This window comes from Streptomyces sp. NPDC002958, assembly GCF_055563255.1.
Genome location: NZ_JBVHDS010000004.1, coordinates 55,570 through 80,016 on the forward strand (window position 1 = coordinate 55,570; position 24,447 = coordinate 80,016).

19 protein-coding genes and 1 pseudogene are annotated in these 24,447 nt (G+C 68.6%); 12 read left to right on the forward strand and 8 right to left on the reverse strand.

The features are described 5' to 3' along the window. The first annotated feature begins 50 nt into the window (after positions 1-50). The 8 genes from ACZ3IC_RS09075 (at position 51) to ACZ3IC_RS09110 (ending at position 10,755) form a co-directional block, all read left to right on the forward strand. Positions 51-974, forward strand: a complete 924-nt coding sequence (locus tag ACZ3IC_RS09075; RefSeq protein WP_467414131.1) for a carbohydrate ABC transporter permease — start codon at positions 51-53, stop codon at positions 972-974. Between the two features lie 91 nt (positions 975-1,065). Beyond that, positions 1,066-1,983: a carbohydrate ABC transporter permease gene (locus tag ACZ3IC_RS09080; protein WP_467414133.1), complete on the forward strand. Its 918-nt coding sequence runs from the start codon at positions 1,066-1,068 to the stop codon at positions 1,981-1,983. 197 nt (positions 1,984-2,180) lie between these two features. Then, complete coding sequence (locus ACZ3IC_RS09085; RefSeq protein ID WP_467414135.1) at positions 2,181-3,383, forward strand: ROK family transcriptional regulator; 1,203 nt, start codon at positions 2,181-2,183, stop codon at positions 3,381-3,383. Positions 3,384-3,499: 116 nt separating this feature from the next. Continuing rightward, the gene (locus ACZ3IC_RS09090) at positions 3,500-4,615 is read left to right on the forward strand and encodes a substrate-binding domain-containing protein (RefSeq protein ID WP_467414138.1); all 1,116 of its coding nucleotides are present in this window, start codon (positions 3,500-3,502) and stop codon (positions 4,613-4,615) included. Positions 4,616-4,869: 254 nt separating this feature from the next. Further along, complete coding sequence (locus ACZ3IC_RS09095; RefSeq protein ID WP_467414140.1) at positions 4,870-5,658, forward strand: ATP-binding cassette domain-containing protein; 789 nt, start codon at positions 4,870-4,872, stop codon at positions 5,656-5,658. Next, entirely contained in the window at positions 5,655-6,926 is a 1,272-nt protein-coding gene (locus ACZ3IC_RS09100) for a sugar ABC transporter permease (RefSeq protein ID WP_467414143.1), read from the forward strand. Before ACZ3IC_RS09095 ends, ACZ3IC_RS09100 begins: the two co-directional genes overlap by 4 nt. Before the next feature lie 215 nt (positions 6,927-7,141). Next, positions 7,142-9,070 carry a 1-deoxy-D-xylulose-5-phosphate synthase gene (dxs, locus tag ACZ3IC_RS09105; RefSeq protein WP_467414146.1) on the forward strand — a complete coding sequence of 643 codons (1,929 nt, stop codon included), beginning with the start codon at positions 7,142-7,144 and terminating at the stop codon, positions 9,068-9,070. A 173-nt stretch (positions 9,071-9,243) separates the two neighbouring features. Continuing rightward, positions 9,244-10,755, forward strand: a complete 1,512-nt coding sequence (locus tag ACZ3IC_RS09110) for an amino acid permease (protein ID WP_467414148.1) — start codon at positions 9,244-9,246, stop codon at positions 10,753-10,755. A 1-nt stretch (position 10,756) separates the two neighbouring features. On the opposite strand, the gene ACZ3IC_RS09115 is transcribed toward ACZ3IC_RS09110, so the two are convergent. Further along, a complete protein-coding gene (locus ACZ3IC_RS09115) occupies positions 10,757-11,155 on the reverse strand; it encodes an NTP pyrophosphohydrolase (RefSeq protein WP_467414151.1) in 399 nt (132 codons plus the stop codon). Between the two features lie 208 nt (positions 11,156-11,363). On the opposite strand from ACZ3IC_RS09115, the gene galE reads away from it, so the two are divergent. Further along, entirely contained in the window at positions 11,364-12,371 is a 1,008-nt protein-coding gene (gene galE / locus ACZ3IC_RS09120; RefSeq protein ID WP_467414153.1) for a UDP-glucose 4-epimerase GalE, read from the forward strand. A 360-nt stretch (positions 12,372-12,731) separates the two neighbouring features. Here the strand turns inward: galE and ACZ3IC_RS09125 are convergent, their stop codons facing one another. From ACZ3IC_RS09125 to ACZ3IC_RS09145, 5 genes are all read right to left on the reverse strand, one after another. After that, positions 12,732-14,870 carry a 3-hydroxyacyl-CoA dehydrogenase NAD-binding domain-containing protein gene (locus ACZ3IC_RS09125; RefSeq protein WP_467414154.1) on the reverse strand — a complete coding sequence of 713 codons (2,139 nt, stop codon included), beginning with the start codon at positions 14,868-14,870 and terminating at the stop codon, positions 12,732-12,734. Continuing rightward, complete coding sequence (locus tag ACZ3IC_RS09130; RefSeq protein ID WP_467414156.1) at positions 14,867-16,087, reverse strand: thiolase family protein; 1,221 nt, start codon at positions 16,085-16,087, stop codon at positions 14,867-14,869. Before ACZ3IC_RS09130 ends, ACZ3IC_RS09125 begins: the two co-directional genes overlap by 4 nt. A 324-nt stretch (positions 16,088-16,411) precedes the next feature. Further along, positions 16,412-17,686, reverse strand: coding sequence for an HRDC domain-containing protein (locus tag ACZ3IC_RS09135; RefSeq protein WP_467414158.1), 1,275 nt, complete (start codon positions 17,684-17,686; stop codon positions 16,412-16,414). Between the two features lie 116 nt (positions 17,687-17,802). Then, complete coding sequence (locus tag ACZ3IC_RS09140; protein WP_024488613.1) at positions 17,803-18,465, reverse strand: helix-turn-helix transcriptional regulator; 663 nt, start codon at positions 18,463-18,465, stop codon at positions 17,803-17,805. A 260-nt stretch (positions 18,466-18,725) separates the two neighbouring features. Further along, entirely contained in the window at positions 18,726-19,385 is a 660-nt protein-coding gene (locus ACZ3IC_RS09145) for a DUF3000 domain-containing protein (protein WP_467414161.1), read from the reverse strand. Between the two features lie 91 nt (positions 19,386-19,476). Here ACZ3IC_RS09145 and hemE point away from each other — a divergent pair, with 91 nt between their 5' ends. Next, positions 19,477-20,550: a uroporphyrinogen decarboxylase gene (hemE, locus tag ACZ3IC_RS09150; protein WP_467414163.1), complete on the forward strand. Its 1,074-nt coding sequence runs from the start codon at positions 19,477-19,479 to the stop codon at positions 20,548-20,550. A gap of 28 nt (positions 20,551-20,578) precedes the next feature. Here the strand turns inward: hemE and ACZ3IC_RS09155 are convergent. Both ACZ3IC_RS09155 and ACZ3IC_RS09160 read right to left on the reverse strand, forming a co-directional pair. Next, positions 20,579-20,865, reverse strand: a pseudogene (locus ACZ3IC_RS09155) (FAD-dependent oxidoreductase); the annotation flags it as partial. 21 nt (positions 20,866-20,886) lie between these two features. Continuing rightward, a complete protein-coding gene (locus ACZ3IC_RS09160) occupies positions 20,887-21,876 on the reverse strand; it encodes a DUF4349 domain-containing protein (protein WP_467414166.1) in 990 nt (329 codons plus the stop codon). 127 nt (positions 21,877-22,003) lie between these two features. On the opposite strand from ACZ3IC_RS09160, the gene hemG reads away from it, so the two are divergent. Then, positions 22,004-23,491 carry a protoporphyrinogen oxidase gene (gene hemG / locus ACZ3IC_RS09165; RefSeq protein WP_467414169.1) on the forward strand — a complete coding sequence of 496 codons (1,488 nt, stop codon included), beginning with the start codon at positions 22,004-22,006 and terminating at the stop codon, positions 23,489-23,491. A gap of 4 nt (positions 23,492-23,495) precedes the next feature. After that, positions 23,496-24,209, forward strand: coding sequence for a hydrogen peroxide-dependent heme synthase (gene hemQ, locus ACZ3IC_RS09170; protein WP_467414172.1), 714 nt, complete (start codon positions 23,496-23,498; stop codon positions 24,207-24,209). The last annotated feature ends 238 nt before the right edge of the window (positions 24,210-24,447 follow it).

Sequence of the window (24,447 nt, forward strand, 5' to 3'; positions counted from 1 at the left end):
GTAACCGTCACCAGCGGCGGCACCCGCGAAAAGATCGGGGTCGGTAAACGATGCAGCATGGCAAGTACCGTTTCATCGTGGGGTTCCTGGTAGTCCCACTGGCGTTGTACGCGGTCTTCGTGATCTGGCCGTTCGTCCAGTCCATCTACTACTCGTTCACGGACTGGACCGGCCTGAGCCCTGACTTCACGATGGTCGGGTTCGACAACTACACGAAGATGCTGAAGGACGACATCTTCTGGAAGTCCTTGCAGCACAGCGCGTTGCTTGTGCTGCTGCTGCCGCTGGTGACGTTGGGCCTGGCGCTGTTCTTCGCCTTCATGCTCAATGTCGGAGGCCGCCGGCGCAAGAACGCCGCGGTCTCCGGCGTGCGTGGCTCAAGCTTCTACAAGATCGCCTATTTCTTCCCGCAGGTGCTCTCGATCGTCATCGTCGCCCTGCTCTTCCAGTTCGCCTTCAACCCCCGTGGCGGGATGCTGAACGCGACACTGAAGGGAATCGGCCTGGGTTCCCTTCAGCCGGACTGGCTGGGGGATCCGAGTCTGGCGCTCGTCTGTGTCATGTCGGTACTGATCTGGTCGACGGTCGGATTCTTCGTCGTCCTCTTCTCGGCGGGAATGGCATCCATCCCGAAGGACTTCTACGAGGCGGCGCTCCTCGACGGCGCCAACCGCTTCACCACGTTCTTCCGGATCACGCTTCCGCTGCTCTGGGACACGGTGCAGTCGGGCTGGGTCTACATGGGGATCCTGGCCCTCGGCGTGGAGGCGTTCACCGCCGTACAGGTCATGACCGTGGGCCCCGGTGGTCCCGACTACTCGACCACGGTCCTTCCGCTGTACGTGTACCAGACGGCCTTCCGCGACGGCCAGGCCGGATACGCGACGACGATCGGTGTCGGACTGCTCATCGTCACCATGGCCTTCGCCGCCATCGTGATGCGACTGGGCCGGCGCGAGCGGCTGGAGTTCTGATGCCGCGATTGACGGGAGACGATCCCCGGACCCCCGGCAGGCACCACAGGTCGGTCTCCGTGTCCGGCTCGACAGTACGAGGTGAGTACACGTGAAGACCACTGACACCCCTCCCGTGGCCCCGGCGGTGGACCCCGTCCCCGTGTCCAAGGCGCCCGCGCCCGCCGGCGAGGCGAAGAGCAGCGAGGGCAAGGTCCTCAACGTCTTCTCGCACGGTGTGCTGATCATCTGGGCGATCCTGGTCGTCATGCCGCTGCTGTGGGCGGTGATGGCCTCGTTCAAGACCGACGACTCGATCCTGTCGACCCCCTGGGCGCTGCCCGACAAGCTGCACTTCGAGAACTGGTCGCGCGCCTGGAGCCAGGCGCACATGAGCGACTACTTCTTCAACACCGTCGTGGTGGTGGGCTGCTCGCTCGTCGGCACCCTGCTGCTCGGGTCGATGGCGGCGTACGTACTGGCGCGGTTCGACTTCCCCGGCAACCGTTTCCTCTACTACTCGTTCATCGGCGGGATGAGCTTCCCGATTATCCTGGCGCTGGTCCCGCTGTTCTTCGTCATGAACAACATGGCCCTGCTGAACACGCGGCACGGACTGATCATGGTCTACATCGCGTACTCGCTGCCCTTCACCGTCTTCTTCCTCACCTCGTTCTTCCGGACGCTGCCGACCTCGGTGGCGGAAGCGGCGATGCTCGACGGGGCCTCGCACACCCGGACGTTCTTCCAGGTGATGCTGCCGATGGCGAAGCCCGGCCTGATCAGCGTCGGTATCTTCAACTTCCTCGGCCAGTGGAACCAGTACATGCTGCCGACGGTGCTCAATACCGATCCGAACCACCGTGTGCTCTCCCAGGGGCTGGTCGAACTGGCCAACAGCCAGGGATACAAGGGTGACTGGTCCGGTCTTTTCGCCGGCCTGGTGATGGCGATGCTGCCGGTCCTCGCGGCCTACATCATCTTCCAGCGTCAGGTCGTCGCCGGGCTCACCGCAGGCGCGGTCAAGTAGCCCTCGTACCCCCGCGGACACACGAACCGCCCGTCGGTCATGCGCCGACGGGCGGTTCGCATATGCGGGCGGCCTTCTCCGGTGCGGGCACTGCGCTCATCCGAGGCTTCGCACGCTCAAGGTCTTGACGGGGAGTGCCCCAAAACGCTCAGCTTAGGGTTCACATGTTGGAGAAATCGGTAGGAGTGAGAGAGTCGATGGAGACTCCGGGGTCGCAGACGTCTCTGCATCGCGCCAACCTTGAGCGGGTCGTGCGCGCGGTACGCATGGCGGGCTCGCTCACCCAGGCGGAGATCGCGCGGAGCACCGGCCTGTCAGCGGCCACCGTCTCCAATATCGTTCGCGAACTGAAGGACGCCGGCACGGTCGAGGTGACCCCCACCTCGGCGGGCGGCCGGCGGGCCCGCAGCGTCTCGCTCAGCGGCGACGCGGGCATTGTGATCGGTGTCGACTTCGGCCATACGCATCTGAGGGTGGCGGTCGGCGATCTCGCCCACCAGGTCCTTGCCGAGGAGTCCGCGCCGATGGATGTCGACGCCTCCGCGGCGGAGGGGTTCGGACGGGCGGAGCGGCTGGTCAAACGGCTGATCGAGACGACCGGGATCAGCCCGGACAAGGTGATCGGGGTGGGCCTCGGTGTTCCCGGCCCGATCGACGTCGAGTCCGGCACGCTGGGCTCCACGTCGATCCTGCCGGGCTGGACGGGCATCAACCCCAGCGAGGAGCTCGCGGGCCGGCTCGGTGTGCCGGTGTACGTCGACAACGACGCCAACCTCGGGGCGCTCGGCGAGCTGGTCTGGGGGAGCGGCCGCGGGGTCAAGGACCTCGCTTATATCAAGGTCGCCGACGGTGTCGGCGCCGGTCTGGTGATCGACGGGCATATCTACCGGGGGCCGGGCGGCACGGCCGGCGAGATCGGGCACATCACGCTCGACGAATCGGGCCCGGTGTGCCGCTGCGGCAACCGGGGGTGCCTGGAGACCTTCACGGCCGCGCGCTACGTCTTGCCGCTGCTCCAGCCCAGCCACGGGCCCGACCTCACCATGGAACGGGTGGTCCAGCTGGCCCGCGAGGGCGATCCCGGCTGCCGTCGGGTGATCGGGGACGTCGGGCGGCACATCGGCAGCGGGGTGGCCAATCTCTGCAATCTGCTCAACCCCAGCCGGGTGGTGCTCGGCGGTTCGCTCGCCGAGGCGGGCGAGCTGGTGCTCGCACCGATCCGCGACTCGGTCTCCCGCTATGCCATTCCCAGCGCTGCCGGGCAGCTCTCGGTGCTGCCCGGGGCGCTCGGCGGCCGGGCCGAGGTGCTGGGAGCGCTGGCCCTGGTGCTGAGCGAGATGGGGGATTCAACCCCTTTGGGAAGGATCCTGTCGACGGACACCCTGTCTTCACTTAGGTAACGAATGGCACCGTTGTCATCTCGTGAAAGATGCACTCCTTGACGCTGACGTCGCAGCCGAGTTGACTGCCAGCCATCTCGGCCGCAACGTCGCGGCCTCGTCAGGGAGGTTCGAGAATGAAAACGCGTATGCGTCGTGCCGCCGTTGCCGTTGCCGCCACCACGATGGCCGTGTCCCTGGCTGCCTGCGGCAGTGCCAAGGACGCCGATGGCAAGAAGAGCACGGAGCCGAGCGCCAAGAAGGGCGACGACATCACTATCGGTCTGCTTCTTCCGGAGAACCAGACCGCGCGCTACGAGAAGTTCGACAAGCCGCTCATCGAGAAGAAGGTCAGCGAGCTGACCAACGGCAAGGGCAAGGTCCAGTACCTCAACGCCAAGCAGGACGCGCCGACCCAGGCCCAGCAGGTCGACGCCATGATCACCAACAAGGTCGACGCGCTGATCGTGGACGCGGTGAACTCCGCCTCCATCAAGACCTCGGTCCAGAAGGCCCACGACGCCGGTATCCCGGTCGTCGCCTTCGACCGTCTGGCGGAGGGGCCGATCGACTCGTACGTCTCCTTCGACAACGTCCAGGTCGGACACGTCCAGGGCAAGGCGCTGGTCGAGGCCCTCGGCGACAAGGCCAAGTCCGGCAAGATCGTCATGATGAACGGTGCGATCACCGACCCCAACGCCAAGGACTTCAAGACGGGCGCGCACGCCGAGCTCGACGGCAAGGTGGACATCGGCAAGGAGTACGACACCAAGGACTGGAAGCCGGAGAACGCCAACGCCAACATGGACGCGGCGATCTCGGCCATCGGCAAGGACAAGATCATCGGTGTCTACTCCGCCAACGACAGCATGGCCGGCGGGATCATCACCGCCCTCAAGGCCGCCGGTATCTCCCCGCTCCCGCCGGTCACCGGCCAGGACGCCGAGCTCGCGGGTGTGCAGCGCATCGTCGCCGGTGAGCAGTTCATGAGCATCTACAAGCCCTACGTGCAGGAGGGCCCGATCGCCGCCGAGATGGCCGTCAGGCTGGCCCAGGGCAAGGAGCTCGGCTCCCTCACGACCTCCACGGTCGACAGCCCGACGGCCAAGAAGGTCCCTTCGGTGATCCTGCCGGTCGTCTCGCTGACCAAAAAGAACATCCAGGACACCGTTCTCAAGGACGGCATCTACCAGGTGAGCGAGATCTGCACCCCGAAGTACAAGGCCGCTTGCGACAAGCTCGGCCTGAAGTAGGGGTCTTTCTCGCCGCAGGACCGTTCGGTCAATTCCGTTAAATGCACGGGTGGTTGATCTCTATCCGGCAGCAAGTCGACTGATCTGTCCGTGACTCGCATCTGTTCAGGCCTCTCCGGCGCCCGCTCATCAACCGTCACGCTTTCGGGCGGGGCGCCGGGCGGAACGCTTCCCCGCTGTTGTGCTGTTCTCTTCTGCTCGACCACCGTGCCTTTCCCGGGCGCGACATGCCCGCCGGTCAGGCGGCGAAGGAGATGGTTCATGTGTCCGCTGCGCCAGTGTTGGCGTTGCGAGGGGTCTCCAAGCGATTCGGTGCTGTGCAGGCACTCACCGGCGTAGAGCTTGAGGTCCACACCGGTGAGGTCGTCGCCCTGGTGGGCGACAACGGAGCCGGAAAGTCCACGCTGGTCAAGACGATCGCCGGTGTGTACCCCATCGATGACGGCGTCATCGAGTGGGAAGGCAGGCCCGTCCAGGTCAACAAGCCTCAGGACGCCCAGCACTTGGGCATCGCGACGGTGTACCAGGACCTCGCGCTGTGCGACAACATCGATGTCGTCGGCAACCTCTATCTGGGCCGGGAGCTCCGCAGGCGCGGCATTCTCGACGAGGTCGAGATGGAGCGCCGCTCGCGCGAGCTGCTCAACACCCTCTCCATCCGCATCCCCAGTGTACGCATTCCGATCGCCTCGCTCTCCGGCGGTCAGCGCCAGACCGTCGCGATCGCGCGCTCGATGCTCGGTGAGCCCAAGCTCGTCATCCTGGACGAACCCACCGCGGCGCTCGGTGTCGAGCAGACCGCCCAAGTCCTCGACTTGGTCGAGCGGTTGCGCGAGCGTGGTCACGCGGTCATCCTCATCAGCCACAACATGGCGGACGTGAAGGCCGTGGCCGACAAGGTGGCCGTACTCCGTCTCGGCCGCAACAACGGCGTCTTCGATGTGAAGAGCACATCGCAGGAAGAGATCATCTCCGCCATCACCGGAGCCACGGAGAACGCCGTGACCCGTCGTGCGGCGCGCAACGCGGAGGTTCAGAAGTGAACATCGAAAAGACCGCCGCGCCCACGGCCGAGGCCGCGAAGGGCGCCGTCACCGCGGTGGACCCCCGGCTGCTCGTGCGTGAGCAGGGCCTGATGGGCTATGTGTCGGAGTTCGGGCGCAGGACAAGGGCCGGGGACCTGGGTTCCCTGCCCGTCGTGCTCGGCCTGCTGATCATCTGGGGGATCTTCCAGAGCCTCAACTCGAACTTTCTCTCCGCGGAGAATCTGAGCAACATCTCCATCACGATGGTCGGCACGGGCATGATCGCCGTCGGCATCGTCTTCGTGCTGCTGCTCGGCGAGATCGACCTCTCGGTCGGCTCGGTCAGCGGTGTATCGGGTGCCGTCGTCGCCGTGATCACGGTCACGCACGGCATGAACGAGTGGTTCGCGATTCTCGTCGCGATCGTCAGCGGTGCGGTCATCGGCGCTGTCCACGGTTTCTTCTTCGCCCGCGTCGGCGCCCCGGCCTTCGCCGTCACACTGGCCGGTCTGCTGTTCTGGCTGGGCTTCATGCTCCAGATCCTGGGCGACAACGGCACGATCAATCTGGACTCCGAAGGCGTCGTCGGACATCTGACCACGTACTACTTCACCGATGTGGCAGCCGCCTACGGCCTGGCCGTCTTCGCCGCGGTGGTGTACTTCCTCAGCACGTTCTTCGGCAACCGGCGGCGTGAGGCGGCGGGCATCCCCTCCCGGCCGCTCAGCGAGATCGTGGTGCGCACAGGCCTGCTCGCGGTCCTGTCCCTGGTCGTCGCCTATGTGCTCAACCAGTACAAGGGCCTGCCGCTCGCATTGGTGATCTTCCTGGCGTTCCTGGTGACCACGGACTTCGTGCTGCGCCGTACCGCCTACGGCCGCAAGATCTTCGCGCTCGGCGGCAGCGTCGAGGCATCCCGCCGGGCCGGTATCAACGTCACGGCGATCCGTATCTCGGTCTTCACCATCGCCGGGACGTTCGCGGCCATCGGCGGCCTGTTCCTGGCTTCGAAGATCGCCGCGGCCAACCAGAGCGCCGGCACCGGCGACCTACTGATGAACGCCATCGCGGCAGCCGTCATCGGCGGCACCAGCCTCTTCGGTGGCCGCGGCCGCACCTGGAACGCGCTGCTCGGTGTCATGGTGATCACCTCGATCCAGTACGGCCTCGCCCTGGAGGGCATCGCCACCCCGATCCAGTACATGATCACCGGCGGTGTGCTCCTCGCCACGGTCGTCATCGACTCGGTCACCCGCAAGACCCAGAAAACCGCAGGCCGCGCCTGAGCACGGCCGTGCTCCTGTGCCCGGCGACCTTCGCGGTGCCGGGCACGGATGGCGTCCGTATGTACGCACGAAACACCGATCACGTACTACGCACGAAGCACCGATCACGTACTGAGTGCGTCCCGAACTCCCCGCCCGATGACCTCGCGCGCGGACGGAACATTAGACTCATCGGATCGGCACGCTCGACCAGCTCAAGACGCAAGGAGGCACGGGTGGCTCTGCTGACCCGCATCGGTGGACCGCGCGACCTGGACCGGCTCACTCCCGAGCAGCTGGACCAGCTCGCCGGAGAGATCCGGACCTTCCTCGTCGACGCCGTTTCGAAGACCGGCGGCCACCTCGGCCCCAACCTGGGTGTGGTCGAGCTGACCATCGCCCTGCACCGGGTCTTCGATTCACCAAAGGACAAGGTGCTGTTCGACACCGGTCACCAGAGCTATGTGCACAAGCTGCTCACCGGTCGCCAGGACTTCTCGAAACTCAAGAGCAAGGGCGGCCTCTCCGGCTATCCCTCGCGCGCCGAGTCCGAGCACGACATCATCGAGAACTCGCACGCCTCCACCGTGCTCGGCTGGGCCGACGGTCTCGCCAAGGCCAACGAGGTGCTGGGCAAGGACGACCATGTCGTCGCGGTCATCGGTGACGGCGCGCTCACCGGCGGTATGGCCTGGGAGGCGCTGAACAACATCGCCGCCGCCAAGGACCGCCCGCTCGTCATCGTTGTCAACGACAACGAGCGCTCCTACGCCCCGACCATCGGCGGCCTCGCCAACCACCTTGCGACGCTGCGCACCACCGACGGCTACGAGCGCTTCCTGGCTCGCGGCAAGGACCTCCTGGAGCGCACCCCCGTCGTCGGGAAGCCGCTGTACGAGACGTTGCACGGCGCCAAGAAGGGGCTGAAGGACTTCATCGCCCCGCAGGGCATGTTCGAGGACCTCGGCCTGAAGTACGTCGGCCCGATCGACGGCCACGACATCGAGGCCCTGGAGTCCGCGCTCCAGCGGGCCAAGCGCTTCGGCGGGCCCGTCATCATGCACTGCCTCACCGAGAAGGGCCGCGGCTACACCCCCGCCCTGCTGGACGAGGCCGACCGCTTCCACGCCGTCGGCAAGATCCACCCCGACACCGGCCTCCCGGTCGCCAGCTCGGGCCTCGACTGGACCTCCGTCTTCGGCGAGGAGATGGTCAAGCTCGGCAAGGAGCGCAAGGACATAGTCGCGATCACCGCGGCCATGCTCCAGCCGGTCGGTCTGACCAAGTTCGAGAAGGCGTTCCCGGACCGGATCTACGACGTCGGCATCGCCGAGCAGCACGGCGCGGTCTCCGCGGCGGGCCTCGCCACCGGCGGACTGCACCCCGTCTTCGCGGTGTACGCCACCTTCCTCAACCGCGCCTTCGACCAGGTCCTGATGGATGTCGCGCTGCACAAGTGCGGTGTGACCTTCGTCCTGGACCGGGCCGGTGTCACCGGCACCGACGGCGCCTCGCACAACGGCATGTGGGACATGTCGATCCTGCAGTGCGTGCCCACGCTCCGGATCGCCGCCCCGCGCGACGCCGACCAGGTCCGCGCCCAGCTGCGCGAGGCCGTCCAGGTCGACGACGCACCGACGGTGGTCCGCTTCTCCAAGGGCGCGGTCGGCCCGGCGGTCAAGGCCGTCGGCAGGGTCGGGGGAATGGACGTCCTGCGCGAGCCCGGCACCGTCCGGCCGGACGTCCTCCTGGTCTCCGTCGGCGCGCTCGCCCCGATGTGCCTGGAGATCGCCGATCTGCTGGACGCCCAGGGCATCTCGACGACCGTCGTCGACCCGCGCTGGGTCAAGCCGGTCGACGAGGCCATGGCCCCGCTCGCCGAGCAGCACCGGGTCGTCGTCACCGTCGAGGACAACAGCAGGGCCGGTGGCGTCGGCTCCGCCGTCGCCCAGGCGCTGCGCGACGCCGGCGTCGACATTCCGCTGCGTGACTTCGGCATCCCGCCGCGCTTCCTCGACCACGCCTCCCGCAAGGAGGTCATGGTCGAGATCGGGCTGACCGCGCCGGACATCGCCCGCCAGGTCACCGGCCTGGTCGCCAAGCTGGACGGCCGCTACGAGACGGACGCGGACACCAGCTCCGTGATCGAGCCCGTCCGCGACTGACCCGAGGACCACGCGTCCGCGCGAGCGACCAGCGATACCGCGAATGGGCCGGTCGGCCACCCTGTACGGGTGGTCCGACCGGCCCATTCGCGTGAAATCGCCCGGTGCGGGGCCCTTCGCCGCCGACGGGGTCCCAATCATGGCGTACACGACGAGTGCGTGGAGGTACGCCGGTGACTGCCCAGCAGGACACACCACCCAGCAGTGACGGACTGTTCAGGGTCAAAACGGTCGAACAGTCCATCCGCGATACCGAGGAGCCGGAGCACGCGCTCAAGAAGTCCCTCTCCGCGCTGGACCTCACCGTCTTCGGAGTGGGCGTCATCATCGGTACCGGCATCTTCGTGCTCACCGGCAAGGTCGCCAAGGAGACCGCGGGCCCCGCCACCGCCATCGCCTTCGTGGTCGCGGGCATCGTCTGTGCCCTGGCCGCGCTCTGTTATGCAGAGTTCGCCTCCACCGTCCCGGTCGCCGGCTCCGCGTACACCTTCTCGTACGCCTCGCTCGGCGAACTGGTCGCCTGGATCATCGGCTGGGACCTGGTGCTGGAGTTCGCACTCGGCACTGCGGTGGTCGCGGTCGGCTGGTCCGGCTATGTCCGCTCGCTGATGGACAACTTCGGCTGGAACATGCCCGAAGTGCTCTCCGGACCCGATGTGGCGAAAGGATTCGGCTTCGACGTCCTGGCCTTCATCCTGGTGCTCGTCCTGACCGTCGTGCTGGTGCTCGGCATGAAGCTTTCCGCCCGGGTCACCACGATTGTGGTCGCCATCAAGCTTGCCGTGGTCCTGATCGTCATCGTCGCCGGATCGTTCTTCGTCGAGGCCGCCAATTACTCGCCCTTCATCCCCGAGGCACAGCCGCAGCCCCCCGGTTCCGGACTGACCGCGCCGCTGGTCCAGCTGATGTTCGGCTATGCGCCCACGAACTTCGGCGTCATGGGCATCTTCACCGCCGCCTCCATCGTCTTCTTCGCCTTCATCGGCTTCGACGTGGTGGCCACCGCCGCCGAGGAGACGAAGGTTCCGCAACGTGACATGCCACGTGGCATCCTGGCTTCGCTCTTCATCTGCACCGCGCTCTACGTCGCCGTATCACTGGTGGTCACGGGCATGCAGCACTACAGCGAGCTGTCGGTCGAGGCCCCACTGGCCGATGCCTTCAAGGCCGTCGGCCATCCCGTCTACGCCGGATTCATCAGCTTCGGCGCCGCGATCGGCCTCACCACGGTCTGTCTGATCCTGCTGCTCGGGCAGACCCGGGTGTTCTTCGCGATGAGCCGCGACGGGCTGCTCCCGCGGTTCTTCTCCGTGACGCACCCCCGCTTCCGCACCCCGTACCGCCCGACCATCCTGCTCGGCGTGATCATCGCGATCGTCGCGGGCTTCACGAGCATCAACGAACTGGCGACGCTGGTGAACATCGGCACGCTCTTCGCGTTCGTCGTCGTCGCCCTGGGCGTCATGGTGCTGCGCCGGACCCGCCCCGAACTGCACCGCGCGTTCCGCACCCCGTGGGTGCCGCTGATCCCGATCCTCTCGGTGGCCGCCTCGCTCTGGCTGATGCTCAATCTGCCGACCGAGACCTGGCTGCGGTTCGCCGTCTGGATGGCCATCGGTGTGATCATCTATTTCGCGTACGGGCGCAGGCACAGCCGGATGAACGAATCCGTCGGCCGGCCGTAGATCAGTCGCTGCGCGTCGGAGGCTGCGGCCGTACCGTACGGGGGCCCACGCACCGCGCCCCGTGCGCCTCCACCCGCCGTCGCAGCTCCCGGTCGGCGGTGACGACGACACAGGCGCGGTCCTTCCGGGCCCCGACCAGCTCCACGATCAGGTCGTCACCGCTGCCGGGCGCCGAATCGACCCGCACCTGCGGCACCGATCCGATGCCACGGGCCGCGCCCTCGACAACCAGCACCAGTTCGACGGGGCCGGGGTGCCCCGGCAGACCGGCTGCGGCGAACGGGACCAGGGAGTCACGCAGCCGCTCGGCTGCCCCGCGCCGGTCCCGCCACCAGCCATCGGGCACGGACCCGACCACATTGGCCGCGTCCACGATCACCAGGGTCGGTTCGGTCAGCATGCCGGAAGGGTGTCACGCACCGGCCGCCGCGCGCTCCGTCAGCCGCCGGTGGCGGGGGACTTCTTCGAAGTGCGTGGGAGACTCGGGTGGGGGTGTGGCCGGTCCTTGCAGACATGACTGACCGTGCACTCCAGAAAAAGATGATCGTGCAAATGGGTGTTTTGATCCCCGGAATCATGATCTGCACACCTCGAACTACTATTCGTTCATGACTTGGTTGATCACAGGTGGGGCGGGCTTCATCGGGGCGCATGTCGTCCGCGCCATGCGCGCGGCCGGTGAGTCGGTCGCCGTGTACGACGATCTCTCGACGGGCGACCGCTCACGCGTACCCGCGGATGTTCCGTTCGTCCAGGGATCGACGCTCGATGCGGCTCAACTGCGGCGCACCCTGGCGGAACTGCCGGTACGAGGTGTGGTCCACCTCGCTGCGAAGAAGCAGGTCGCGGAGTCCGTCGAACGCCCGCTGTACTACTACCGGGAGAACGTGCAGGGTCTGCAGACCCTGCTGGAGACCGCGGCCGAAGCTGAGGTGCGCGCGTTCCTCTTCTCGTCGTCGGCGGCCGTCTACGGCATGCCCGATGTACGGCTTGTGACGGAGACGACTCCGTGCGCCCCGATCAACCCCTACGGCGAGACCAAGCTGACGGGCGAGTGGATGGTGCGTGCCGCGGGGAAGGCACACGGCATCGCCACCGCCTCGATGCGGTACTTCAACGTCGCCGGCGCGGCCACGCCGGCGCTCGCCGACACCGGCGTGTACAACCTGGTGCCCATGGTTTTCGAGAAGTTGACGCAGGGGGCTGCCCCGGTGGTCTTCGGCGACGACTACGACACCGCGGACGGCACCTGCGTACGCGACTTCATCCACGTCGACGATGTCGCCTCGGCGCATCTCGCCGCGGCGAGCGCACTCCTCGACCGGGAGCCGGGCACCGATTTGACCGTCAACATCGGCCGCGGCGAAGGCGTCTCGGTGCGCGAGATGATCGAACTGATCGGTGATGTGACGGGGTACGGGGCCGAGGCGGCTCCGGTTGCGGCCCCGCGCAGAGCGGGCGACCCGGCGAGGGTCGTCGCCTCGGCCGACCGGATCCGTACCGAGCTGGGCTGGTCCGCCCGGCACGACGCACGCGAGATGGTCGCGTCGGCGTGGGAGGGCTGGTGCCTCGGACACCCCGCGGCGCGTCGTCCCACCGCCGCCACCTCGGCTTGAGCGTTTTCTGGTCTGTTCATGATGTCTCGATCCAGAGCCTGCGACCTGCGCGGGCCTGCTCCCGGGGAGGGTGACGAACAGCGATGCGCAGCTCCTCCCCACGTGAAGCGAAGCAGCGGAACGAGCCCGTCGCGGACGCGCCCGCGGGCTGGTCGTCGCATGCCAGGAGGACGGTCAGGGGCTGACCCCCAGCGACCGGAGCCGGGTATGAGCGCCGCGGGTTCGGCGGAGCGGGTGACGATCGTCGCGATCGTCGCCGCACGCCATCGCGAGGCCGTGACACTCTGATCCGCGCCCGCGCACGACAGCGGGCCGTACAGGAGAAATCCCGTACGGCCCGCCGTCGTTCTCGACCAGGTGTTACGCCGGAACGCTCGCCACGCCCTGTGCCAGGAACTTCTTGCCGTTCACCCGCTCCGAGACGCCCTCACGGTCCAGGTAAGGCGTGATGCCGCCCAGGTGGAAGGGCCAGCCCGCGCCGGTGATCAGACAGAGGTCGATGTCCTGGGCCTCGGCGACGACGCCCTCGTCCAGCATCAGGCCGATCTCCTGCGCGACAGCGTCCAGGACACGGTCGCGAACCTGCTCCTCGGACAGGACGACATCGCCCTGCTTGAGGAGAGCGGCGACCTCCGGGTCCAGCTCCGGCTTGGCTGGATTCTCGGCGGAGTAGACGTAGAAGCCGCGCTTGCCGGCCTTGACGACCGCCGCGAGGTTCTCGGAGACGGTGAACCGGTCCGGGAAGGCACGGTTCAGGGTCTCGGAGACATGCAGACCGATGGCCGGGCCGACCAGCTCCAGCAGCACCAGCGGGGACATCGGCAGACCGAGCGGCTCGATGGCCTTCTCGGCGGTCTCGACCGGGGTGCCCTCGTCGATGACGTTCTGGATCTCGCCCATGAAGCGGGTGAGGATGCGGTTGACGACGAACGCCGGGGCGTCCTTCACCAGCACCGCGGTCTTCTTCAGCTTCCGCGCCACACCGAACGCCGTGGCCAGCGAGGCGTCGTCGGTCCGCTCGCCGCGGACGATCTCCAGCAGCGGGAGGATCGCGACCGGGTTGAAGAAGTGGAAGCCGACGACCCGCTCGGGGTGCTGCAGCTTCGACGCCATCTCGGTGACCGAGAGGGACGAGGTGTTGGTGGCCAGGATCGCGTGAGCCGGGGCGACCGCCTCGACCTCGGCGAACACCTGCTGCTTGACGCCGATCTCCTCGAAGACGGCCTCGATGATGAAGTCGGCGTCGGAGAAGCCCTCCGCCTTGTCCAGCACACCGGAGACCAGGGCCTTCAGCCGGTTGGCCTTGTCCTGGTTGATGCGGCCCTTGCCGAGCAGCTTCTCGATCTCGGCGTGGACATAGCCCACACCCTTGTCGACGCGCTCCTGGTCGATGTCGGTCAGCACGACCGGCACCTCCAGGCGGCGGAGGAACAGCAGGGCGAGCTGGCTGGCCATCAGACCGGCGCCGACGACGCCGACCTTGGTGACCGGACGCGCCAGGCTCTTGTCCGGGGCACCTGCCGGGCGCTTGGCGCGCTTCTGGACCAGGTTGAAGGAGTAGATCCCGGAACGCAGCTCGCCGCCCATGATCAGGTCCGCGAGGGCCTGGTCCTCGGCGTCGAAGCCGGCACCCAGGTCGCCGTTCTTCGCCGCGGCGATGATCTCCAGCGCGCGGTACGCGGCCGGGGCCGCGCCGTGCACCTTGGAGTCGGCGATGGCCTTGCCGCGGGCGACGGCCTGGTCCCAGGCGTCACCACGGTCGACCGCCGGGCGCTCCACCGTGACCGTGCCGTTCAGCACGGAAGCGGTCCAGATCAGCGACTGCTCCAGGAAGTCCGCGCCCTCGAAGAGCGCGTCGGCGATCCCGAGCTCGAAGACCTGCTTGCCCTTGAGCTGACGGTTCTGGTTCAGCGAGTTCTCGATGATGACGGAGACCGCGCGGTCGGCACCGATCAGATTCGGCAGCAGTGCGCAGCCGCCCCAGCCGGGCACCAGACCGAGGAAGACCTCGGGCAGCGAGAACGCGGGCAGCGCCTTGGAGACGGTGCGGTACGAGCAGTGCAGACCGACCTCGACACCGCCGCCCATCGCCGCGCCGTTGTAGTACGCGAACGTCGGTACCGCGAGGCCGGAGAGGCGACGGAAGACGTCGTGGCCGCCCTTGCCGATGGCCAGAGCGTCGCCGTGGTTCTTCAGCAGCTCGACGCCCTTGAGGTCGGCGCCGACCGCGAAGATGAACGGCTTGCCCGTGATGCCGATACCGACGATCGCACCCTCGGCGGCCTCCTTCTCGACCTGGTCGATGGCGGCGTTCAGGTTCGCCAGCGACTGCGGTCCGAAGGTGGTCGGCTTGGTGTGGTCCAGGCCGTTGTCCAGCGTGATGAGGGCGAAGCGGCCCGCGCCGGCCGGAAGGTCGAGGTGGCGGACGTGCGCCTGGGTGACGACCTCGCCGGGGAACAGCTCGGCCGCACCCTTCAGAAGCTCAGCGGTGGTGCTCACTTGTTGCCTCCGTCGAAATTCGGGTTCTCCCAGATGACCGTGGCGCCCATGCCGAAGCCGACGCACATGGTCGTCAGGCCGTAGCGGACTTCTCGCTGCTCCTCGAACTGGCGGGCCAGCTGCGTCATCAGACGCACACCGGAGGAGGCCAGCGGGTGACCGTAGGCGATGGCGCCGCCGTACTGGTTGACCCGCGCATCGTCGTCGGCGATGCCGTAGTGGTCGAGGAAGGCGAGCACCTGGACGGCGAACGCCTCGTTGATCTCGAACAGACCGATGTCACCGATGGTCAGCCCGGCCTTGGCGAGGGCCTTCTCGGTCGACGGGATCGGTCCGTAGCCCATGACCTCCGGCTCAACGCCCGCGAAGGCGTACGAGACGAGGCGCATCTTGACCGGGAGGCCCAGCTCGCGGGCGACATCCTCGGCGGCGAGCAGCGAGGCGGTGGCACCGTCGTTGAGACCCGCGGCGTTGCCGGCGGTGACGCGGCCGTGGGCGCGGAACGGGGTCTTCAGACCGGCGAGGGACTCCAGCGTGGTGCCCGGACGCATAGGCTCGTCGGCGGTGACCAGGCCCCAGCCGGTCTCCCCGGCCTCGGCGTTGGTGCGGCGTACGGAGATCGGCACCAGGTCCTGCTGGATCTTGCCGTCGGCGTACGCCTTGGCGGCCTTCTCCTGCGAGCGGACCGCGTACTCGTCGGCGCGGAGCTTGGTGATCTGCGGGTACCGGTCGTGCAGGTTCTCCGCGGTCATGCCCATGAACAGGGCGGACTCGTCGACCAGCTTCTCCGATACGAAGCGCGGGTTCGGGTCCACACCCTCGCCCATCGGGTGGCGGCCCATGTGCTCGACACCACCGGCGACGACGAGGTCGTACGCGCCGAAGGCGATGGAGCCGGCCGTCGAGGTGACGGCGGTCAGGGCGCCCGCACACATGCGGTCGATGGAGTAACCGGGTACGGACTGCGGCAGACCGGCCAGGATTCCGGCGGTACGGCCCAACGTCAGGCCCTGGTCGCCGATCTGGGTGGTCGCGGCGATGGCGACCTCGTCGATCTTCGCGGGGTCCAGTTCCGGGTTGCGGCGCAGCAGCTCCCGGATGGCCTTCACGACGAGATCGTCGGCGCGGGTCTCGTGGTAGATGCCCTTCGGACCCGCTTTGCCGAACGGGGTGCGGACGCCGTCGACGAAGACGACGTCCCGGATGGTACGAGGCACGGTGGCCCTCCTCCAGGGTGCGGGATGGCACTGCTGCGGGGCACGCCCACAGGCGCGCCGCTCCCCTCATGCTACTTGTGGGTAACCAGACTGCCCACCCCTTGCGCCGCGAGCGGCGAAGGTCACATGCGGGCGGGGTGGGCGCGAGGGCCGTTTCGTCCTCAAACGTCGGACGGGCTGGAAGCGCCTGCCGGACGTGCCGACGTCGCGCCGGAAACACCGATCGCCGGACGGGGCGGAGAAAACAGCCCGTCCGGCGACAGACGGCACAATGCGGCCCGGGCCGTGCAACCTGGCGCGATCACGATCCTCGACGGCGAACTCTCAGGCCACCGACGTCAGCGCGCGGACCAGCAACGGGGTCACCTGTTCGATCTGCCAGCGCCGCGCGCCGTACCCGACGAGCGCGGACTCGATCTTGTCCGGGGTCGGGTTCTTCGGCGGCTCCCAGCAGACCCGGCGCACCGTGTCCGGGGTGATCAGGTTCTCCTGCGGCATGTGCAGCCGCTCGGCGAGCTCCGACACCGCGGTGCGGGCGGCGAAGAGCCGGGCCGCTGCCGCCGGGTCCTTGTCCGCCCAGGCACGGGGCGGCGGCGGACCGGCGAGGGTCTGGCCGGGCTGGGGGAGCTCGGAGTCCGGCAGCGCCTTGGCCCGGTCGATGGCCGCCTGCCACTGCTCCAGCTGCCGCCGCCCCATGCGGTGGCCGAACCCGGGCAGGGCGGTCAGCGCCTGCGTGTTCGGCGGGAGCGCGAGTGCCGCCTCGACGATCGCGGCGTCACCCAGCACCTTGCCGGGCGAGATGTCCCGGCGCCGGGCGACCTGGTCGCGGGCAGTCCACAACTCCCTTACCACCGCCATCTGTCGGCGACGGCGGACCTTGTGCATACCGGAGGTGCGGCGCCACGGATCCTTGCGTGGGGGAGCGGGTGGTGCCGAGGTGATCGCGTCGAACTCCTCCCGCGCCCACTCCAGCTTGCCCTGCCGGTCGAGCTCGTCCTCCAGGGCGTTGCGCAGGTCGATCAGCAGCTCGACGTCGAGCGCCGCGTAGCGCAGCCAGGGGTCGGGCAGCGGACGGGTGGACCAGTCGACGGCGGAGTGGCCCTTCTCCAGCGAATATCCGAGCACGCTCTCGACCATGGCGCCGAGGCCGACCCGCGGGAAGCCTGCCAGCCGTCCGGCCAGCTCCGTGTCGAAGAGCCTGGTGGGGGTCATCCCTATTTCGCGCAGACAGGGCAGGTCCTGAGTGGCGGCGTGCAGGATCCACTCGCTGCCGTGCAGGGCGTCTCCGAGTCCCGACAGATCGGGACAGCCGACCGGGTCGATCAGTGCGCTGCCCGCGCCGTCGCGGCGCAGCTGCACGAGGTAGGCGCGCTGGCCGTAGCGGTAGCCGGAGGCGCGCTCGGCATCGACGGCCACCGGGCCGGACCCCGCGGCGAAGGCAGCGATCACCCGGGCGAGGGCGTCGTCGGCCGCCACCACCGGGGGAATGCCCTCGCGAGGTTCGAGCAAGGGGATCGGCGCCGGGGCGACGTCGTCCGGGGGAGCGCCCCCGGTGGTTCGCAGTGAAGTGTCTGCTGCGGTCTCTTGGGCGTCGGTCACGTGTAAAGGGTATCTGTGTATGCACGGCGCCCGTCGACGGAACGTTCCGTCGACGGGCGCCGATGAATGTAAACCAGCCGGTCCGTATGGCTGCGCATACGTGCCGGGGGCGGGGATCAGTGGATGATGCCCGTTCGCAGGGCGACGGCGACCATTCCTGCGCGGTCTCCGGTGCCGAGTTTGCGGGCGATTCGGGCGAGGTGGCTCTTGACGGTCAGCGCGGACAGGCCCATGGAGACTCCGATGGCCTTGTTGGACTGCCCTTCGGCGACCAGCCGGAGGACCTCCACCTCGCGGCCGGACAGTTCGCGGTAGCCGCCCGGGTGACTCGGGGTGCCGGGGGGCCGGCGGTGCATACGGGCGGCATTGGCGCCGATGGGGGCGACGCCGGGACGGGTGGGGTGGCCGATATTGGTTCGGGTGCCGGTGACGACGTAGCCCTTCACGCCGCCCGCGAGGGCGTTGCGTACGGCGCCGATGTCATCGGCGGCGGAGAGGGCGAGGCCGTTCGGCCAGCCGGCGGCTCGGGTCTCGGACAACAGGGTCAGCCCGGAACCGTCGGGCAGGTGGACGTCGGCTACGCAGATGTCGCGTGGATTGCCGACGCGGGGACGGGCCTCCGCGATGGACGACGCCTCGATGACGTCACGTACTCCGAGTGCCCACAGATGGCGGGTGACGGTGGAACGGACGCGCGGGTCGGCCACGACGACCATGGCCGTCGGCTTGTTCGGGCGGTAGGCGACCAGGCTTGCGGGCTGCTCTAGGAGAACGGACACCAGGCCTCCTGGGGAGTGGCGGGACGGGCCGGCTCGGGGATGAAGCCGGGGCGAACCGTGCTTGAAGGGTCATTGACCTCTTCGGCAGCAGACCCGTCCTCCTTTAGAGGAAGATCACTATTTGGTGAGTAACAATTCGGGCAAATCGGGCATGCGATCGATTGTACGAAAAGAATGCCGGTGACTCTGCGATGGTTGTGACGCAGAGTTACCGGCAAGGGGAGGGTTCAGGACAGGTTCAGGACGGCTTCGGGACGGATTCAGGGAACCTGAGGGCCGCGCCGCTGAGGCAGGGTCACCACCGCCGCATCGGCGGCGCCCGATGGAGGAAGGCCGGCGATCTGGCACAGCAGATCGCCCCACGCCATCAGATGCGCCGCCGTGTCCGGCACCCCGGCACGGCCCTCGCGCGGTGTCCATGATGCCCGGATCTCGATCTGTGTCGCCGGACGCCTCTTGGCCAGCGCACCGAAGTAGTGCGACCCCGACCGGGTCACCGTGCCGCCCGCCTCCTCGTACGACAGACCGCGCGCCTCCAGCGCACCGGTCAGCCACGACCAGCACACCTCCGGCAGCAGCGGATCGGAAGCCATCTCCGGCTCCAACTCGGCCCGTACCAGCGTCACCAGGCGAAAGGTGCCGTGCCAGGCGTCGTGCCCGGCCGGATCATGGAGCAGTACGAGGCGGCCGTCGGCGAGATCGTCCTCGCCGTCCACGACCGCCGCCTCCAGGGCGTACGCGTACGGGGCCAGCCGTTTGGGCGGCTGCGTCGACTCCACCTCCAGCTCGGGACGCAGCCGCGCCGAGCGCAGCGCGTCCACCGCCGACCGGAACGCGGGTGGGACGGAACCACCCTCCGCGCTGTCCTTGCTGTCAGCGCCATCGGATTGATCGGAGAACTGTCCCTGAGCCGGAGCCATGCGGGGAAGAGTAGGCGGAACCCGAGCCTCGCGCAGGGAGGGACACCCGGGCGGGCCCGGCTGCTTGCGGCTTCGTGCGAAGATTCTTGGTGTGAGTGCCAACGATCGCCCCATGGGCCAGCAGACGAAGACATCCGCCACCCATGAGTCGGCGTTCCTGAAGGCGTGCCGACGCGAGCCCGTGCCGCACACGCCCGTCTGGTTCATGCGCCAGGCGGGGCGTTCGCTGCCGGAATACCTGAAGGTGCGCGAAGGCATCCCGATGCTCGACTCCTGCATGATGCCGGAGCTGGTCGCGGAGATCACGATGCAGCCCGTCCGCCGCCACAAGGTGGACGCCGCGATCTACTTCAGCGACATCGTCGTACCGCTCAAGGCCATCGGGATCGACCTCGACATCAAGCCCGGCGTCGGCCCGGTCATCGCCGATCCGATCCGCACCCGCGCCGATCTGGCCCGGCTGCGCGACCTGACGCCCGAGGACGTCGGCTACGTCACCGAGGCCATCGGCCTGCTCACCGCCGAACTGGGCTCCACCCCCCTCATCGGCTTCGCGGGTGCGCCGTTCACCCTCGCGAGCTACCTCGTGGAGGGCGGCCCGTCCCGCAACCACGAGCACACCAAGGCCCTGATGTACGGCGACCCGCAGCTCTGGGCCGATCTGCTCGACCGGCTCGCCGACATCACCGGTACCTTCCTCAAGGTGCAGATCGAGGCCGGAGCCTCGGCCGTCCAGCTCTTCGACTCCTGGGTGGGCGCGCTGGCCCCCGCCGACTACCGGCGTTCGGTGCTCCCCGCCTCAACCAAGGTCTTCGAAGCCGTCGCCCCGTACGAGGTTCCACGCATCCACTTCGGTGTCGGCACCGGCGAACTCCTCGGGCTGATGGGCGAGGCGGGCGCGGATGTCGTCGGCGTCGACTGGCGGGTCCCGATGGACGAGGCCGCGCGCCGGGTCGGCCCCGGCAAGGCGCTCCAGGGCAACCTCGATCCCGCGGTGCTGTTCGCGCCGACGGCGACGGTGGAGGAGAAGGCCCAGGAGGTGCTGGACGCATCCGCCGGTCTGGAGGGCCACGTCTTCAACCTGGGCCACGGCGTGATGCCGTCGATGGACCCGGACGCCCTGACGCGGCTCGTCGAGTACGTGCACGAACGGACCGCGCGCTGAGCGGCGAAGGACACCGGGCACCGCGCACTCAGGCGGTGCCCGCCTGCCGCAGTGCCGTCACCGCCTTGCGGGCCGCCACCGGAATGGGATCCCACACCGGTGAGAACGGCGGGGCGTAGCCCAGGTCCAGGGCGATCACCCGGTCCACCGTCATACCGGCCGTGAGCGCCACGGCCGCGATGTCCACGTGCTTGGCCGCCCCGTCCCGGCCGACGATCTGCACACCGAGGAGCCGCCCTGTGCGGTACTCCGCGAGCTCTTCACCGTCATGGGCTGCGCCCCCGGGTAGTAGCCCGCCCGGCCCGTCCCTTCGACACCGGGTCCGAAGGGACCACGCTACGACGCGGGGGGTGTGGACGAGGACTCGGACGGCTTGGACGGCTCGGGCGTCCGCGGCGCGCGGTGTCCGGGCCGCCGGCTGCTCAGCCGCCGCCACAACAGCAGGAGTACGGCGACCGTGGCCAGGAACGGGGCCGCGGCACCCACCGCCATCGCGAGCCACCGCAACATCGTGACGAACGCGTGCCAGCCGCCGCCGAGCGCGTCCAGGAAGCCGGGGTCGTCGTCGCCTTCCTTCGCCGTCCGCTCCGGCTCGTGGAGGTCGAGGGTGATCGTGGCCAGCGCGGTGCGGTCCTCCAGTGACGCCTGCCGGGCGAGCAGCGACTCCAACGACGCCTGGCGGTCGCTCAGTTCACCTTCGAGCGCGACCACATCGGTGAGCTCCTCGGCCCGGTCCATCAGCTTGCGTACCCGCGTCACACTCGCCCGCTGGGTGGCGATCCGGCTCTCCACGTCGACCACCTGATCCGTGACGTCCTTCGCGGACGACGTGCGCGACAGCAGCTTTCCCGCGCCCGCGAGATCCTTCAGCGCCGCATCGTACTCGCCCTGCGGAACGCGCAGCACGATATGTGACATTTCGCGTGTGTCGTCGACCCGTTCGGTCTCCTCGCGGGCCACCAGACCGCCAGAACTCTCCGCGACCGAGCGGGCGGCAGCCGCGGCCTTCGGCACGCTCTCCACCTCCACGGAGAGCGACGCGGTACGGATGACATGGGTGCCGGCGGGCAGGGCGTCGGGCTTCTTCGGCAGCGCCGACGAACCCTCGGCCCCCTTCGCGCCCTGCGCCGGCTCTTCGGCTGCGGAGTCCGCGGCGCCCTGCCGCGCCGGGGCGATCGCCTTCTTGTTGTCCCCGGAGCTCCCGTCGCTCGCAGTGTCGGCGGCGCCGCAGCCACTCAGTGCGAGGAGGCCGGCCAGGAGTCCGGCGGCCAGGACCGTGCGTGAACGACGGACGGATGAACGGCCAGGATGCCGGTCTGTCTGCATAACTGCTCCCCCGGGGCGAGTGGTTGATGGCGCCGGTTCGACGTGCGGGGCGGGGGTGCGGGTTGCCTGATACCGGTTTCGAAGCGGTCACGTTCAGGACTCGGATGAGATTTGAGAGAGTGGGGGCATGCAGCGTTCAATAAACCGCGCGGACACAGGCACGGGTCATGTCGTCGTCATCGGCGGTGGCATCGCCGGTCTCGCCGCAGCCCACCGGCTTCTCGGGGCTGGGCTGCGGGTCACCCTCCTGGAGGCCACCGACCGGCTCGGCGGCAAGCTCATGACCGGCGAGATCGCCGGTACCCGGGTCGACCTGGGCGCCGAGTCGATGCTCGCCCGGCGCCCGGAAGCGGTCGACCTGGCACGGGCCGTCGGGCTCGGCGACCGCCTCCAGCCGCCCGCCACAGCCACCGCATCGGTCTGGACGCGCGACGCCCTGAGGCCCATGCCCAAGGGCCATGTGATGGGCGTACCGGGCGACCCGGCGGCGCTGAGCGGGGTGCTCTCCCCGGAGGGCCTCGCACGCATCGCGCAGGAGCGCGACCTCACCCCGACCACCGTCGGCGACGATGTCGCGGTCGGTGCGTACGTCGCCGACCGGCTGGGCCGCGAGGTCGTCGACCGGCTCGTGGAACCGCTGCTCGGCGGCGTGTACGCGGGCGACGCCTACCGGATCTCGATGCGCGCCGCCGTACCGCAGCTCTTCGAGGTGGTGCGGGAGGGCGGCTCGCTGCTCGACGGTGTCCGGCGCGTCCAGGAACGGGCCGCGGCCCGGCAGCAGACCGGACCGGTCTTCCAGGGCATCGACGGCGGCATCGGCACCCTGCCGTACGCGGTCGCCGACGCCGTACGTGCGGCGGGCGGGGAGATCCTGACCGCCACCCCAGTCCTCGGCCTGACCCGTACCACCGACGGCTGGGACGTCCGCACGGACACCCGGGTGATCACTGCCGACGGCATCGTGCTGGCCGCCCCCGCCTGGTCCGCCTCCACCCTGCTCGCCGCCGAGTCCCCGGCCGCCTCCGCCGAGCTCGCCGGTGTCGAGTACGCGTCGATGGCGCTCGTCACCATGGCGTTCCGCCGCTCCGACGTGGCCGCCACCGGCGCACTCGACGGGCGCTCCGGCTTCCTCGTACCGCCGGTGGACGGCCGCACCATCAAGGCCTCCACTTTCTCCACCCGCAAGTGGAACTGGGTCGCCGACTCCGCGCCCGACCTGTTCGTCCTGCGCACTTCCGTCGGCCGGTACGGCGAGGAGGACCACCTGCACCGCGAGGACAGTGAGCTGGTCGACGTATCGTTGCGCGACCTCGCGGCGGCGACCGGACTGGCCGCGAAGCCCGTGGACACCGAGGTCACCCGGTGGATCGGTGGACTGCCCCAGTACCCCGTGGGCCACCTCTCCCGGGTCGCCCGGATCCGCGACGAGGTCGCCAAGCTGCCCGGGCTGCGGGTCTGCGGAGCGGTCTACGACGGCGTCGGCATCCCGGCGTGCATCGCGAGCGCCCACCGTGCCGCCGACGAGATCGCCGACGGCATCGCGGGCGGCTCCGGGGAAGAGATCATCGCCACGTCGACCCCGGTTCAGGGCACACGGAGCGAGGCGGGACAATAGCCATATGAGTGCGCCTGAGAAGATTTCCAACGCCGGTAAGAAGGCCAAGGACCTCAACGAGGTCATCCGCTACACGCTGTGGTCCGTCTTCAAGCTGCGCGACGTCCTGCCCGCGGATCGTGCCGGTTACGCCGACGAGGTCCAGGAGCTGTTCGATCAGCTCGCGGCGAAGGACGTCACCGTCCGTGGCACCTACGACCTCTCCGGCCTGCGTGCCGACGCCGACATCATGATCTGGTGGCACGCCGAGACCGCGGACGAGCTGCAGGAGGCGTACAACCTCTTCCGGCGCACCAAGCTGGGCCTGGCGCTGGAGCCGGTCTGGTCGAACATGGCGCTGCACCGCCCCGCCGAGTTCAACAAGTCGCACATCCCGGCGTTCCTGGCCGACGAGACGCCGCGCAACTACATCAGCGTCTACCCCTTCGTGCGTTCCTACGACTGGTACCTGCTGCCGGACGAGGACCGTCGCCGCATGCTCGCGGACCACGGCAAGATGGCCCGCGGCTACCCCGACGTCCGGGCCAACACCGTCGCCTCCTTCTCGCTCGGCGACTACGAGTGGGTCCTCGCCTTCGAGGCCGACGAACTGCACCGCATCGTCGACCTGATGCGCCACCTGCGGGCCTCCGAGGCGCGGCTGCACGTCCGCGAGGAGATTCCGTTCTACACGGGGCGCAGGAAGTCGGTTGCAGACCTGGTGGCCGGGCTCGCGTAGCGAGCGGGCTCCGACCACCCCAACCCGGAAGATCAGACGGCGGGCACTTGGCGCGTTCCGCGCTGCCCGTCGTTCCAGCGACACCGGGTTCGGCTCCGGGTGCGGCGCGCGTTCTGCGCGCCGCACCGGCGTCTTTTGATGCGCATTTCCCCGTAACAGTTGATGCGCACGGCCCCGTAACAGACCGTGCAGACCGGCAGACCGACCGTTCTGCTCGCCCGGCCCACCGCCCCGAGCG